Source organism: Microbacterium sp. HJ5 (assembly GCF_054824025.1).
Genome location: NZ_JSYE01000004.1, coordinates 160,015 through 174,692 on the forward strand (window position 1 = coordinate 160,015; position 14,678 = coordinate 174,692).

Consider the following 14,678-nt stretch of genomic DNA (forward strand, 5'->3'; position numbering starts at 1 on the left):
CGGGGAGTGGTTCTCCTACTGGGCCGCCTCGAAGAGCGAGAGCACTTCGATCCGCGGGTCGGTGAGGATGAGCGTGACGACCGGGCGGCCGTGTCCGTCCGCGAGGACGCTCGCGTCGCCGGCGGCCTGCGCCTGGATGAGCTGCCCGAATGTGAAGGGACGCTCCGGGATCTCGAGGTCGACGTCGGTCTGCTCGAGGATCTGGAGGAACACGCCGTTCGCGGGGCCGCCCTTGTGGAACTGGCCGGTCGAGTGCAGGAAGCGCGGGCCCCAGCCGAACGTCGTCGGACGACCCGAGTCGGCGGCGACGAGCTCGCGCAGGCCCTGCAGCTGGTCGAGCTCGAGGCGGTTGACGTATGCCTGGATCGAGACGTAGCCGTCTTCGGGGAGGCGCGCCCACAGCGCGTCGAGGACACCCGCGACCGTGCCCGACACGGCGAGCTCGGGGTCGGAGACGCGGACCTCGACGCCGTCGACGGAGAACGCCGGCTCGGTCGGCTCGGGTCGCGCGTCGAGAAGGCCGCGCGCGGCGATCTTCGCGGACTCCACGTCGGGCTGGTCGAACGGGTTGATGCCGAGCATGCGTCCGGCGATCGCGGTCGCGTACTCCCACACCACGAACTGCGCGCCCAGCGAGCCGCTGACGAGGATCTCGCCGTTGTGATGCTCGAACAGGTGGAACTTCTTCGCCTCGTCGACGAGCCGCAGGATCTGCAGGTCGGCCGGCGCGTTCTCGACCTCGGGCGAGACCGGAAGGAGCACGACGGGCAGGATGCCGGTGCCCTCCTTGCCCGTGGACTCCGCGACGAGCTGCTCGATCCAGTCCGGGAGGCCGACGATGTGCGTGCCGTCGGTGACGAGACCGAGCTTGTCGCGACGCGGCTCACCGCCCGCGATGGCCGCGGCCAGCACGAGGGCGGGGTTGTCGGGGGAGTCGATCGCGACCTCGAGGAGCGTCGCCTCGGCCTCGTCGAGGAGCTCGGCGATGTCGACGCCGGCAAGACCCGCGGGCACGAGGCCGAAGGCCGTGAGCGCCGAGTAGCGGCCGCCGACGCTCGGGTCGGCGTTGAAGACGGTGTAGCCGTCGGCGCGGGCCGCCTGGTCGAGCGGCGAGCCCGGGTCGGTCACGACGACGATGCGCTCGAGCGGGTCGATGCCCAGGTCGCGGAAGGCCGCCTCGAACGCACGCTTGGCCGAGTCGGTCTCGACGGTGGATCCGGACTTGGACGAGACGACGAGCACCGTCTGGGAGAGGCCGCCCTGCTGCGTGTCGCCGTCGATCGCGGCGAGCACCTGGCCGGGGGCGGTCGAGTCGAGGATCACGAGCGGAACCCCGGCGGTCTGCGCGATGACCTCGGGGGCGAGCGATGAGCCGCCCATGCCGGCGAGCACCACGCGGGTGACGCCCTTCGCGGCGAGCTGCTGGCGCAGCGCCTCGATCTGGGGGACGAGCGGGCGCGAGACCGAGACGGCCTCCACCCAGCCGAGTCGCTTGGACGCCTCCTCTTCGGCCTCCGGGCCCCACAGCGAGCCGTCGCCCGCGGTGATGCCCGAGGCGACGAGGCTCGAGACGAGGGCGGGCAGCGTCTCGTCGACGACCGACTTGACGTGACCGCTGAGGTGGATGTCGAAGCTCATCGTGCGGCCTCGGGCGCGCTCTCGAGGGCGGTCTTGACCGTGCCCTGAAGGTCGTGCCAGGAGGCGATGAACTTCTCGACGCCCTCGTCCTCGAGCACCTGGGTGGCGTCGGCGAAGTCGACGCCGACAGCGGCGAGGTCGGCGAAGACCTTGTGTGCGGCCTCGTAGGTGCCGGTGACGGTGTCGCCGGCGACCTGGCCGTGGTCGAACGTCGCCTCGAGGGTCTTCTCGGGCATCGTGTTGACGGTGCCCGGGGCGACGAGCTCGGTCACGTACAGCGTGTCGGGCAGCGAGGGGTCCTTGACGCCCGTCGAAGCCCACAGCGGACGCTGCGCGTTCGCGCCGGCGTCGAGGAGCGCCTTCGCGCGGTCGGCGGCGAACTCCTTCTCGTACAGCTCGTACGCGAGGCGGGCGTTCGCGACGCCGGCGAGGGAGACGAGCCCGGCCGCCTCGTCGGTGCCGACGGCCTTCAGCCGCTTGTCGACCTCGGTGTCGACGCGCGACACGAAGAACGAGGCGACGGAGTGGATCTGCGAGACGTCGTGCCCGTTCGCCTGCGCCTGCTCGATGCCCGCCAGGTAGGCCTCGATGACCTCCGCGTAGCGCTCGAGGCTGAAGATGAGCGTGACGTTCACCGAGATGCCCTCGGCGAGCACCGCGGTGATCGCCGGGAGGCCCGCCTTCGTCGCGGGGATCTTGATGTGGACGTTCGGGCGGCCGACTGTGGCCCACAGCTCCTTGGCCTGGGCGATCGTCGCCTCGGTGTCGTGGGCGAGGTCGGGCGAGACCTCGATCGACACGCGGCCGTCGACGCCCTTCGTGGCGTCGTAGACAGGACGGAAGATGTCGGCGGCGTCGCGCACGTCGTCGGTCGTCGCGGCGAAGATCGCCTCGTCGACGCTCGCGCCCTTGGCGGCGAGCTCGGCGATCTGCGCTGCGTAGGCGTGGCCGCCGCCGCCGATCGCGCCCTGGAAGATCGTCGGGTTCGTGGTGACGCCGCTGACGTTGCGCGTCGAGATCAGCTCGGTGAGGTTGCCCGAGGTGATGCGGTCGCGCGACAGGTCGTCGAGCCAGATGCTGACTCCCGCGGCGGAGAGCTGTTCGGTGGGGGTGCTCATGCGTTGTCCTTCAGGGTGTCGCGTGCCGCCTCGACGACGGCCTCGGCGGTGATGCCGAACTTCTGGAACAGGGTCTTGTAGTCGGCGGAGGCGCCGAAGTGGTCGATGGCGACGGAGCGGCCCCTGTCGCCGACGATGCCGCGCCACGTGAGGGCGGAGCCGGCCTCGACGGACACGCGGGCGGTGACGGACGCCGGGAGGACCGACTCGCGGTACGCCTCGTCCTGCTCGGCGAACCACTCGAGCGACGGCGCCGACACCACGCGGGCGTTGACGCCCTCGGCGGCGAGCGTCTCGCGGGCGGTGACGGCGAGCTGCACCTCGGAGCCGGTGGCGATGAGGATGACGTCGGGGGTGCCGTTCGGCGCCTCCGCGAGGACGTACGCGCCCTTGGCGGCGAGATCGGCCGAGGCGAACGTGTCGCCGGATGCGTCGCCCTCACCGCGCGGGAACACCGGGATGTTCTGGCGGGTGAGCGCGATGCCGGCGGGTCCCGCGTTGCGGCGCAGCAGCTCGAGCCACGCGACCGAGGTCTCGTTCGCGTCGGCCGGGCGCACCACGGCGAAGTTCGGGATCGCGCGGAGCGTCGCCAGCTGCTCGACCGGCTGGTGGGTCGGGCCGTCCTCGCCGAGCGCGACGGAGTCGTGCGTCCAGACGAAGATCGACGGGATGTCCATCAGCGCGGCCAGACGCACCGACGGGCGCATGTAGTCGCTGAAGATGAGGAACGTGCCGCCGAACGCGCGCGTCGGACCGTGCAGCACGATGCCGTTGACGATCGCGCCCATGGCGTGCTCGCGAATGCCGAAGTGCAGCACGCGACCGTACTGGTCGCCCGACCACTCGTGCGTGGACCACTCCGACGGGATGAAGGACTTCGCGTCCTTGATCGTGGTGAGGTTCGACTCGGCCAGGTCGGCCGAACCGCCCCACAGCTCGGGGAGCTCGGCGGCGAGGGCGTTGATGACGACGCCTGACGCGGCGCGGGTCGAGACGTCCTTGCCGGCCTCGAACGAGGGGAGGGCGTCGGCGATGCCCTCGGGCAGCTGACGCGCCTGCACGCGGTCGAACAGCGCCTTGCGCTCGGGGTTCGCGGCGGCCCATGCGTCGAAGGACTCCTGCCATACGGCGCGGTCCTCTGCGGCACGGTCCTTCAGCGACCGGGTGTGGGCGATGACGTCGTCGGCGACCGCAAACGTCTGCTCGGGGTCGAATCCGAGCACCTTCTTGGTCGCGGCGAGCTCGTCGCCGCCGAGGGCCGAGCCGTGGATCTTGCCGGTGTTCTGCTTGCCGGGGGAGGGCCAGCCGATGATGGTGCGCAGGACGATGAGCGAGGGCTTGGCCGTCTCGCCCTTGGCCGCCTCGATCGCGGCGTAGAGCTCGGCGACGTCCTCGACGTACTCGCCGCTCTTCTTCCAGTCGACGGTCTGGACGTGCCAGCCGTACGACTCGTAGCGCTTCGCGACGTCCTCGGTGAACGCGACGTTGGTGTCGTCCTCGATCGAGATCTGGTTCGAGTCGTAGATCGCGATGAGGTTGCCCAGCTGCTGGTGGCCCGCGAGGCTGGATGCCTCGGACGTGACGCCCTCCTGCAGGTCGCCGTCGCCGGCGATGACGTACACGTGGTGGTCGAAGGGCGACTCGCCCGCGGGCGACTCCGGGTCGAACAGTCCGCGCTCGTACCGCGCCGCATACGCGAACCCGACCGACGAGGCGAGCCCCTGCCCGAGCGGGCCGGTCGTGATCTCCACACCGTCGGTGTGACCGAACTCGGGGTGCCCCGGCGTCTTGGAGCCCCACGTGCGCAGCGACTTCAGGTCGTCGAGCTCGAGGCCGAAGCCGCCGAGGTAGAGCTGCACGTACTGCGTCAGCGACGAGTGGCCGGCGGACAGGATGAACCGGTCGCGACCCACCCAGTGCGTGTCCGCAGGGTCGTGGCGCAGCACCCGCTGGTACAGCAGGTAGGCCGCCGGCGCCAGGCTCATCGCGGTGCCGGGGTGGCCGTTGCCGACCTTCTCCACCGCATCCGCTGCCAGCACACGAGCGGTGTCCACCGCGCGCCGATCGATCTCATCCCAACGCAGTTCCGACACGGGACCGCCTCTCTAATGAAGGTGCGCCCGACGAGGGCCGTGCCGCAGCCTCGTCCGGATCGGAGAAGGGGGATCGGCGCGGGGCGCGCGTGTGGTCTCAGCATAGCGAAGGGGCATACCGCCCCGGCCATGTGAGCCGCTGTGTGACAGAGTCTTGCGAACCGTCCCGCGCGTTCCGTGTCGCCACGGTGTCGCGGCGGTGACGTTCTCCTCACCGGCAGGTTGACCGCGTTGTGAGCGCGCACGGCGCCGCCCGGGCGCGCCGGGGCGATGCCATAGACTTAAGCGATTTCTGCAGGCGGCGATGGCGGGGGCGATGGACACCACGACGACGGCACGGGCCGAGACGGCATCTCGGGCACCGCGCGAGTCACGCCAGACGTTCAGCCGCACTGTCCGCGCCTACATCGCACTGATGAAGCCGCGTGTGCTCGAGCTCCTCCTCGTCACGACGGTGCCGGTCATGATCCTCGCCCAAGGCGGGCTTCCCGATCTGTGGCTGGTGCTCGCGACCGTGATCGGCGGAACGGCGAGCGCCGGATCGGCTGCGGCGTTCAACATGTACCTCGACCGCGACATCGACGCCCACATGCAGCGCACGGTCAACCGTCCGCTGGTGACGGGCGAGGTCTCGCCGCGGGGCGCGCTCGTGTTCGCGTGGACCCTCGCAGTCTTCTCCACCGTGTGGCTCTGGCTCACGACGAACTGGCTCGCGGCGACGCTCTCGGCGGCGGCGATCTTCTTCTACGTCGTCATCTACACGATGATCCTCAAGCGCCGCACCGAGCAGAACATCGTGTGGGGCGGCATCGCCGGCTGCTTCCCGGTGCTGATCGGCTGGACCGCGGTCACGGGCTCGCTGGCCTGGCCGCCGGTCATCCTGTTCGCCCTCGTCTTCCTCTGGACCCCGCCGCACTACTGGCCGCTGTCGATGAAGTACAAGGAGCAGTACGAAGAGGTCGACGTGCCCATGCTCGGCGCGACCCGCAACGGCTCGCAGGTCGGCCTGCAGGTGATCCTCTACGCGTGGGCGACCGTCGCGTGCTCGCTGCTCCTCATCCCCGTCGCCGACATGGGGATCGTCTACATCGCGTCGGCGCTCGTGTTCGGCGGCTGGTTCATCTACGAGTCGCACCGCCTCTACAACCGCGCCGTGCGCGGCACCGAGCCCCGACCCATGCGCGTCTTCCACGCCTCGATCACGTACCTGACGCTCATCTTCGTCGCGATCGCTGTCGATCCGCTGCTGCCCTTCTGATCTCCGCGGTGCACGAAGCCCCACGACCCGCAGGGGGTCGTGGGGCTTCGTCGTGGGATCCGCGTGTTCAGCGGGAGGGCGCGGCGGCGACCTCCGTCTGCTCATCCGAGGCGCGCGGAGCGGTCGCGATCTCGGAGGTGTAGCCGAGACCCCGCTCGTAGCCGTGGTCGGCGGGGGCGTCGGCGACCTCGTCGGACGACCAGTCGATCGGCTCGACGACCTCGACCGGCGGGTGGGGGCGGAGCGTGGCGGCGGCGGCGACGGCGAGCGTGATGAGAACCCCGACGATGCCCGCGCCGAGCAGGACGGCGCCGAGACCGGCGACCGACTGGCCGACGTAGACCTCGACTCCGGTCGCGGTGCCGTCCGTGAGGGTCGTGGTCATCACGCCGAGCTTGTCGACGAGGATCACGGCTCCGGCGGCGGCGGTCGCGACCGAGGCGGCTGCGAGGAGCCAGAACGGGATGCTGCGGCTGAGGCGGGGGCGGGTGGGCATGGTGATCACTCCTCGGGAAGCGCGACCCGGGTCGGCCGCGGCATCCGTCACGCTTTCAGCCCCGACGGTGCGAAACCTCTGCGCCGCCTATGAGTCGGCTGTGCGCTCGACCTCTGCGACGGGCGCTGTGAGGTTCATCACCACCGCTGTCATCGCGGCGATGAGCATGACGGCGAGCACCATGTGGATGTTCACGAGGACGATCGGCAGCCCGGCACGCGCCTGCCACAGACCCACCACGATCTGCGCGAGCTCGACCGCGAGGAGAAGGCTCGTCCACAGCCGCAGCCGGAGAGCAGGGGGAGTGCGCCACGCGCCTGCGAGGAGGACGACCGTCAGCGCGAGCGTGAGGTAGGCGGGCCACGAGTGGACGTGCTGCATGAATTCGGCGTCGAGTCCGTTGCGCGCAGCGCCCCCGTCGCCCGCGTGCGGACCCGAGCCGGTGACGAGGATGCCGACGATCACCGTGATGAGCACGAAGAAGCTCGTCGCGTACGCCGTGAGGGCGTACCAGCGCGGCACTGCGAGCGCCCGCGGACCTGGCGCCGCGTAGACGCGGACGACGAGGGCGGCGGACAGTCCGACGAGGACCACCGACGCGAAGTAGTGCAGGCCCACGACGTACGGGTTCAGGTTGGTGAGGACCGTGATGCCGCCGATCACCGCCTGGAGCGGCACATACAGACCGATCACGAGCGACAGCCAGAACAGGTCGCCCCGCTCGCGCCGCATCCGCACGACGAAGAGGAACATGAGGATCGCCACGACGACGAGCACGAACGTGAGAAGGCGGTTGCCGAACTCGATCACACCGTGGATGCCCATCTCGGGCGTCGCCACGAACGAATCGTCCGTGCAGCGGGGCCACGTGGGGCATCCGAGTCCCGAACCGGTGAGGCGGACGAGCCCGCCGGTGCCGACGATGCCGATCTGGACGACGAGGGTCGCCCAGGCGAGCGCGAACACGCGTCGATCGACGCTGGTCGGCAGCCAGGTCCAGAAACGGCGCCAGAGCGCCGCCAGCGCGTTCGAGGACGGCAGTCCCGTCCCTGTCGGTGCCGTCTCCTGGTCAACGGACATGCTTGCGATCGCCTCCTGAGGCCGGTTCCGCACGTCGGGCATGCAGGACATGCGGAGCCCGGTGCCGGGGTGGAACCTGTAGAATCGAGGGGTCGGCCGCGCGCGCCATCCAGCGCTGCGTACCACTGACAGTCTAGGCGCGATGGTCAGCGCCGATTGAGAGGGCCCACGAGCGGCATCCCCCTCCGGTAACTCCACCGGAGGAGCCGGAATGCCGGGGCGGATGACACCGCCAGAGCCCGGAGGAGAACGTGACGATGTCTGATGTGCTGATCGACCGCCCTGAGCTGGAAGGCCTGGGTGTCTACGAGTTCGGCTGGCACGACCCCGACGCCGCCGGCGCGAGCGCCAAGCGCGGCCTGAGCGAGGCCGTCGTGCGCGACATCTCGGCCCTCAAGGCCGAGCCCGAGTGGATGCTCAAGACCCGCCTGAAGGGTCACCAGCTGTTCGGCCGCAAGCCCATGCCCACATGGGGCGCCGACCTGTCGGAGATCGACTTCGACAACATCAAGTACTTCGTGCGCTCGACCGAGAAGCAGGCGGGATCGTGGGAGGAGCTCCCCGAGGACATCCGCAACACGTACGAGCGCCTGGGCATCCCCGAGGCCGAGCGTCAGCGCCTCGTCGCCGGCGTCGCCGCGCAGTACGAGTCCGAGGTGGTCTACCACCAGATCAACGAGCAGCTCGAGGCGCAGGGTGTCATCTTCATGGACACCGACACCGCGCTGCGCGAGCACCCCGAGTTCTTCGAAGAGTACTTCGGCACGGTCATCCCGGCCGGCGACAACAAGTTCGCCGCGCTCAACACCGCCGTGTGGTCGGGCGGCTCGTTCGTCTACGTGCCGCCGGGCGTGCACGTCGAGATCCCGCTGCAGGCCTACTTCCGCATCAACACCGAGAACATGGGCCAGTTCGAGCGGACGCTGATCATCGCCGACGAGGGCTCGTACGTGCACTACATCGAGGGCTGCACGGCGCCGATCTACAAGAGCGACTCCCTGCACTCGGCCGTCGTCGAGATCATCGTGAAGAAGAACGCGCGCGTGCGCTACACGACGATCCAGAACTGGTCGAACAACGTCTACAACCTCGTGACCAAGCGCGCCGTCGCCCACGAGGGCGCCACCATGGAGTGGATCGACGGCAACATCGGGTCGAAGGTCACGATGAAGTACCCGTCGATCTTCCTCATGGGCGAGCACGCCAAGGGCGAGACGCTGTCGGTCGCCTTCGCCGGTCCGGGCCAGCACCAGGATGCCGGCGCGAAGATGATCCACATGGCGCCGTACACGCAGTCGTCGATCGTCTCCAAGTCGATCGCGCGCGGAGGCGGCCGGGCCGGCTACCGCGGCGAGGTGCGGGTCGACGCGAACGCGCATCACTCGGCGAACACCGTGCGGTGCGACGCCCTGCTGGTCGACACCATCTCGCGCTCCGACACCTACCCGGCGATCGACATCCGCGTCGACGACGTGCAGCTCGGCCACGAGGCGACGGTCTCGAAGGTCAGCGAGGAGCAGCTCTTCTATCTGATGAGCCGCGGCATGCCCGAGGACGAGGCCATGGCCATGATCGTGCGCGGCTTCATCGAGCCCATCGCGCGCGAGCTGCCCATGGAGTACGCACTCGAACTGAACAAGCTCATCGAGATGGGCATGGAAGGATCCGTCGGCTAGTGAGTTCCGTGACCCAGGCCCCCGTCACCGTCCCCGGTGCGAAGGGCCACACCGATGGTGCCGGCGCCTTCGTGCCCGTGCAGACCCGCGATGAGCGCCTCCGCTCGTACGACCCCTCCGATTTCGAGGTCCCCACGGGCCGCGAGGTGAACTGGAAGCACACGCCCGTCGACAAGCTCGGCGCGCTCTTCACCGACGAGGCCGGGCCCCACGGCGTCATCGAGGTCGACGTGCAGGCGCCCCAGGGCCTCGTCCAGCAGCGGCTCACCACGGGCACCGCCCCGCGCGGCGAGGTCTTCCAGCCCGACGACCTCATCAGCGCCATCGCGTGGAAGCAGGAGACCGAGGCCCCGCTGCTGCGCATCCCCGCCGGCGCGGAGTACCGCGAGCCGATCGTCGTGAACCTCACGGGGACCGGCGGCGTCGCGCATGCCCATGTGGTGGTCGAGGCGCAGGCGAACTCGCACGCGACCGTCCTGCTGCGTCACGCCGGCACGGCCCACCACGCGCAGAACGTCGAGATCATCGTCCGTGAGGGCGCGCACCTCGAGCTCATCACGGTGCAGCAGTGGGACGACGAGGCCGTGCATGCGGCATCCCATCAGGCGCGCGTCGATCGCGACGCGACGCTGCGGCACGTGGTCGTCAGCTTCGGCGGCGGCGTCGTGCGCGTCAACCCGAGCGTCGAGCTCGCCGGCACCGGCTCGCGCGCCGAGCTCTACGGCCTGAGCTACTCCGACGCCGGGCAGCACCTCGAGAGCCAGGTGTACCTGCACCACAAGGGCGCCGAGACCTCCGGCGATGTCCTCTACAAGGGTGCCCTCCAGGGCGCGGCCGCGCGCAGCGTGTGGATCGGCGACGTCCTGATCGGCCCCGACGCCGTCGGCACCGACTCGTATGAGGCGAACCGCAACCTGGTGCTGACCGACGGCGCGCGCGCCGAGTCGATCCCGAACCTCGAGATCGAGACTGGTGACATCCGCGGCGCAGGTCACGCCAGCGCGACCGGCCGCTTCGACGACGAGCAGCTCTTCTACCTCCAGGCCCGGGGCATCGACGAAGAGGAGGCACGCCGCCTCGTCGTGCTCGGCTTCCTCGCCGAGATCGTGCAGAAGATCGGCGTGCCGGCGCTCGAGGCCGAGCTGTTCGCCGCCATCGAGGAGGAGCTCGCTCTGGAGGTGGCCCGATGACCGCTCAGCGCGTCTGCGCCCTCAGCGAGCTCGAGCAGGACGCGGCCATCCGCGTCGAGGTCGACGGCGTCGCGATGGCGGTCGTCCTCGACTCGGCCGGCGAGGTGCACGCGATCGGCGACACCTGCACCCACGGCGACATCTCGCTCGCCGAGGGCTTCGTCGACGGCGACACGCTCGAGTGCTGGGCTCACGGCTCGGCGTTCTCGCTGCGCAGCGGCAAGCCCCTCAACCTCCCCGCTTACGAGCCCGTCCCGGTGTTCGCCGTCACGATCGACGGCGACGACGTGCTCATCGATCCTGCTGTGAAGAAGCCGGTCGGATAGGTCCTGACGGACACGACCGCCCCCCACGACGAGAAGAGAAGTCTGAATGTCTGTCCTCGAGATCCGCGACCTCCACGTGACGGTCGAGACGGATGCCGGAACCACGCCCATCCTCAACGGCGTGACGCTCACCATCCGCACCGGCGAGACGCACGCCATCATGGGCCCCAACGGCTCGGGCAAGTCCACCCTGGCGTACACGATCGCCGGTCACCCGAAGTACACCGTCACGAGCGGCTCGATCTCGCTCGACGGCGAGGACGTGCTGGAGATGTCTGTCGACGAGCGCGCCCGCGCGGGCCTGTTCCTCGCCATGCAGTACCCGGTCGAGATCCCCGGCGTCACGGTGACGAACTTCCTCCGCACCGCCAAGACGGCGATCGACGGCGAGGCGCCCTCGATCCGCACGTGGACGAAGGACGTCAAGGCGTCGATGAAGAACCTGCGGATGGACCCGAAGTTCGCCCAGCGCAACGTCAACGAAGGCTTCTCCGGCGGTGAGAAGAAGCGCCACGAGATCCTCCAGCTCGAGCTGCTCAAGCCGCAGATCGCGATCCTCGACGAAACCGACTCGGGTCTCGACGTCGACGCGCTCAAGATCGTCTCCGAGGGCGTGAACCGCGCCAAGGAGGAGACGAACCTGGGCGTCCTGCTGATCACGCACTACACCCGCATCCTGCGCTACATCCGTCCCGACTACGTCCACGTGATGGTGGGCGGCCGCATCGCCGAGGAGGGCGGCCCTGAGCTGGCCGACCGTCTCGAGGACGAGGGCTACGACCGCTACCTCCCCGCGGGCGAGGAAGAGCCGGCCGACGCCCCCGTGGGCAGCGAAGCATAGAATCGTTACATGACCGCAACGCTCACACCCGAGAAGTACGACGAGGTCACCGAGGCTCTCAAGGACGTCATGGATCCCGAGCTGGGGATCAACGTCGTCGACCTCGGCCTCATCTACGACCTCGGGTGGGATGACGAGAACGACGCGCTGGTCATCCACATGACCCTCACCTCGGCGGGATGCCCGCTCACCGATGTTCTCGAGGAGCAGACGGCTCAGGCTCTCGACGAGGTGGTGGACCGCTTCCGCATCAACTGGGTGTGGATGCCGCCGTGGGGCCCCGAGCGGATCACCGACGACGGCCGTGACATGATGCGGGCGCTCGGCTTCGCCATCTGAGCCCGACGGCGCCGCGTTTCGTTCGGTGACGGACGACGCGGCGCGTCGGCGGCCCGTCGATACGCTCGTCGGATGAGCGTCGTCCCCCTTCAGGCCCTTCCGATCGAGCAGCTCCGGCAGCGCTCCAGCACGAAGTGGCGCAAGTACGGAGACGATGTGCTGCCGTTCTTCGTGGCCGAGACGGACTACCCGGCGGCTCCGGCGATCACCGCCGTGCTGACGCGCGCCGTGAGCCTCGGCGACACCGGCTACACGCCGCCGGACCCCGGGGTGGCGACCGCCTACGCAGGCTTCGCCGCCCGCCGCTTCGGATGGCAGATCGACCCCGCGCGGGTGCGCACCACGTGTGACGTGATGATGGCGATCGTCGAGGTCCTCCGCCATGCGATCCGGCCGGGGGACCGGGTCGTGGTGACGCCCCCCGTGTATCCGCCCTTCTTCGAGTGCGTCCCCGAGGCGGGTGGCGTGGTCGAGCGCGTGCCGCTGGTCGACCTCGGCACGAGCTGGGAGCTCGACCTCGCCGGCATCGAGGCTGCGCTCGCGGGCGGCGCCCGCGCAGTGCTGCTCTGCAACCCGCACAACCCCACGGGCACCGTGCACTCCCGCGAGACGCTGGCCGCTCTGGCCGACATCGCCGCACGATTCGACGCCGTCGTCATCAGCGACGAGATCCACGCGCCCCTCACCAACAGGGGCGCGACGTTCACTCCTTTCCTCGACGCCTCTCCCGTCGCGGCCCGTGTCGGCTACGCGGTCGTGAGCGCGAGCAAGGCGTTCAACCTCGCGGGTCTGAAGTGCGCGCTGATCGTCACGGCGGACGACGCCACGTCGAAGATCGTCCGTTCGCTCCCTGACGAGGTGGAATGGCGGACCGGCCACTTCGGCGCCCTCGCCGCCGTCGCGGCATTCTCGGAGGAGAGCGACCCCTGGCTCGATGCGCAGCTCGCCGCGCTGGATGAGAACCGCGTGCTGCTGGCGGACCTCCTGGCCGAGCATGTGCCCGCTGCGCGCTATCGCATCCCGGATGCCGGCTTCCTGGCGTGGGTGGACCTGTCCGCGCTCGGCTGGGGGGACAACCCAGCGGTGAAGATCCGGCGCGAGGCCGCCGTCGCGTTCCACCTCGGCCCGTATTTCGGCGACGAGGGCAAGGGGCACGTCCGGATCAACTTCGGATGCTCGCCCGACCTGCTGGCCGAGGCGGTCAGACGGGTGGGTAGCCTGGTCTGATGAGCGCCGCACCCGTCGAGTCCGAGACGGGTGTCTGGCAGTCGAAGTACGTGTGGGTCACGGTCGGCGCCGTCGCCCTCATCTTCCTCGCGGCGATGCAGTCGCTGGCGGTCACCACCGTCATGCCGGTCGTCAGCGCCGACCTCGACGGCGACGCCCTGTACGCGGTCGCCTTCGCGGGAACCCTCGCGACGAGCGTCATCGGGATGGTCGCCGTCGGCGCATGGTGCGACCGCGGGGGAGTGCTGGCACCGCTGACCACGGCGGTGGTGCTCTTCATCGTCGGCCTCGTCATCGCAGGCCTCGCGACGTCGATGCCCGTCCTCGTCGCGGGGCGGCTGGTGCAGGGCCTCGGCACCGGCGGCCAGACGGTCGCACTGTACGTCGTGGTGGCGCGCGTGTACCCGCCGGTGCTCCACGGCAGGGTGTTCGCCGCGTTCTCGGCGGCCTGGGTGGTGCCGTCGCTGATCGGCCCGTTCCTCGCCGGTGCGGTGACGGAGTTCCTGCATTGGCGGTGGGTGTTCCTCGGCGTCGCGGCGCTCACCGTCGTCGCGTTCGCGATGGTCGTCCTGCGGCTGTACCGTCTTCCCCTCCACACCGACGAGCCGGCGACCGGGCGCATCGGCCCGCGCATGGCGTGCGCGATCGCCGTGGCCGTCGGGGCGCTCGCGCTCAGCCTGGCGGGTGAGGTCGGTGTCTTCGCCTGGGCGGCGGTCGCGGCATCCGCTCTCGTCATCGGCCTCGCCGCCCGCCCGCTGCTGCCGCGAGGCACGCTCCTGGCGCGGCCCGGCCTGCCCAGCGTCGTGCTGATGCGCGGGCTGATCGCGGGGGCGCTGTTCGGCGCCGAGATCTACGTGCCGTACCTGCTCATCGACCATTACGGCTTCTCGCCGACGTGGGCCGGACTCGGCCTCACGGCCGCCGCCCTCGCATGGGCGGCCGCTGCCGACGTGCAGGGCCGGTTCGGCGACCGCCTGGGGAACGCCCGCATCACGCTGCTCGGCACGTCGCTGCTCGTGACCTCGACGCTGATCGCCGTCGCGACCGCGCTGCTGGGGCTGCACGCGGCGATCCTCATCGCGGGGTGGGCGTTCGCAGGCGCGGGCATGGGGCTCATGTACCCGCGCCTCACCGTGCTCACCCTCGCCTACTCGACCCCGCAGAACCAGGGCTTCAACTCGTCGGCGCTGTCGATCTCGGACTCGATCGGCGCAGCGACGTCGATCGCGGTGATGGGCATCGTGTTCACGGCGCTGGCGGGGACGGATGCCGCGTTCCCCGCGGTGTTCGCGATCGCGACGGGGCTCGCGCTGCTCGCGCTCGTCCCCGGTCTGCGACTCGGTCACGCGCACGAGGAGTCCGGCACGGCCCGTTCGTGACATTCCGATTTGGGCTC

At 70.0% G+C, this 14,678-nt stretch carries 13 protein-coding genes; 8 read left to right on the forward strand and 5 right to left on the reverse strand.

Annotation, left to right across the window (positions count from 1 at the left end; all coding sequences use genetic code 11):
• Nucleotides 1–15: 15 nt before the first annotated feature.
• The 3 genes from OB08_RS01965 to tkt are packed head-to-tail and all read right to left on the reverse strand — an operon-like array spanning nt 16 to nt 4,849.
• A complete protein-coding gene (locus OB08_RS01965) occupies nt 16–1,638 on the reverse strand; it encodes a glucose-6-phosphate isomerase (protein ID WP_461471559.1) in 1,623 nt (540 codons plus the stop codon).
• Complete coding sequence (tal, locus tag OB08_RS01970) at nt 1,635–2,756, reverse strand: transaldolase (RefSeq protein WP_461471561.1); 1,122 nt, start codon at nt 2,754–2,756, stop codon at nt 1,635–1,637. The genes OB08_RS01965 and tal overlap by 4 nt, the downstream gene beginning before the upstream one ends.
• On the reverse strand, nt 2,753–4,849 hold the full coding sequence (tkt, locus tag OB08_RS01975; RefSeq protein ID WP_461471563.1) for a transketolase: 2,097 nt from the start codon (nt 4,847–4,849) through the stop codon (nt 2,753–2,755). The genes tal and tkt overlap by 4 nt, the downstream gene beginning before the upstream one ends.
• A gap of 316 nt (nt 4,850–5,165) precedes the next feature.
• Between tkt and OB08_RS01980 the strand changes: the two genes are divergently transcribed.
• A complete protein-coding gene (locus tag OB08_RS01980; RefSeq protein ID WP_461471565.1) occupies nt 5,166–6,107 on the forward strand; it encodes a heme o synthase in 942 nt (313 codons plus the stop codon).
• A gap of 67 nt (nt 6,108–6,174) precedes the next feature.
• Here OB08_RS01980 and OB08_RS01985 read toward each other — a convergent pair whose 3' ends face one another.
• Together OB08_RS01985 and OB08_RS01990 are read right to left on the reverse strand one after the other, a co-directional pair.
• The gene (locus tag OB08_RS01985; protein ID WP_461471567.1) at nt 6,175–6,603 is read right to left on the reverse strand and encodes a dinucleotide-utilizing enzyme; all 429 of its coding nucleotides are present in this window, start codon (nt 6,601–6,603) and stop codon (nt 6,175–6,177) included.
• 87 nt (nt 6,604–6,690) lie between these two features.
• Nucleotides 6,691–7,683, reverse strand: coding sequence for a COX15/CtaA family protein (locus OB08_RS01990; protein ID WP_461471569.1), 993 nt, complete (start codon nt 7,681–7,683; stop codon nt 6,691–6,693).
• Nucleotides 7,684–7,940: 257 nt separating this feature from the next.
• On the opposite strand from OB08_RS01990, the gene sufB reads away from it, so the two are divergent.
• The 7 genes from sufB to OB08_RS02025 all read left to right on the forward strand — a co-directional run bounded on the left by sufB (nt 7,941) and on the right by OB08_RS02025 (nt 14,661).
• Nucleotides 7,941–9,359, forward strand: a complete 1,419-nt coding sequence (sufB, locus tag OB08_RS01995) for a Fe-S cluster assembly protein SufB (RefSeq protein WP_375991675.1) — start codon at nt 7,941–7,943, stop codon at nt 9,357–9,359.
• Entirely contained in the window at nt 9,359–10,549 is a 1,191-nt protein-coding gene (sufD, locus tag OB08_RS02000; protein WP_461471572.1) for a Fe-S cluster assembly protein SufD, read from the forward strand. Before sufB ends, sufD begins: the two co-directional genes overlap by 1 nt.
• Nucleotides 10,546–10,875: a non-heme iron oxygenase ferredoxin subunit gene (locus OB08_RS02005; protein ID WP_461471574.1), complete on the forward strand. Its 330-nt coding sequence runs from the start codon at nt 10,546–10,548 to the stop codon at nt 10,873–10,875. The genes sufD and OB08_RS02005 overlap by 4 nt, the downstream gene beginning before the upstream one ends.
• A gap of 46 nt (nt 10,876–10,921) precedes the next feature.
• Entirely contained in the window at nt 10,922–11,716 is a 795-nt protein-coding gene (gene sufC, locus OB08_RS02010; RefSeq protein WP_461471576.1) for a Fe-S cluster assembly ATPase SufC, read from the forward strand.
• A gap of 9 nt (nt 11,717–11,725) precedes the next feature.
• Nucleotides 11,726–12,055 (forward strand): metal-sulfur cluster assembly factor, encoded by a 330-nt coding sequence (locus OB08_RS02015; protein ID WP_127475313.1) that lies wholly within the window; start codon nt 11,726–11,728, stop codon nt 12,053–12,055.
• 72 nt (nt 12,056–12,127) lie between these two features.
• Nucleotides 12,128–13,282, forward strand: a complete 1,155-nt coding sequence (locus OB08_RS02020; RefSeq protein ID WP_461471578.1) for a MalY/PatB family protein — start codon at nt 12,128–12,130, stop codon at nt 13,280–13,282.
• The gene (locus OB08_RS02025; protein WP_461471580.1) at nt 13,282–14,661 is read left to right on the forward strand and encodes an MFS transporter; all 1,380 of its coding nucleotides are present in this window, start codon (nt 13,282–13,284) and stop codon (nt 14,659–14,661) included. The genes OB08_RS02020 and OB08_RS02025 overlap by 1 nt, the downstream gene beginning before the upstream one ends.
• Nucleotides 14,662–14,678 lie beyond the last annotated feature (17 nt).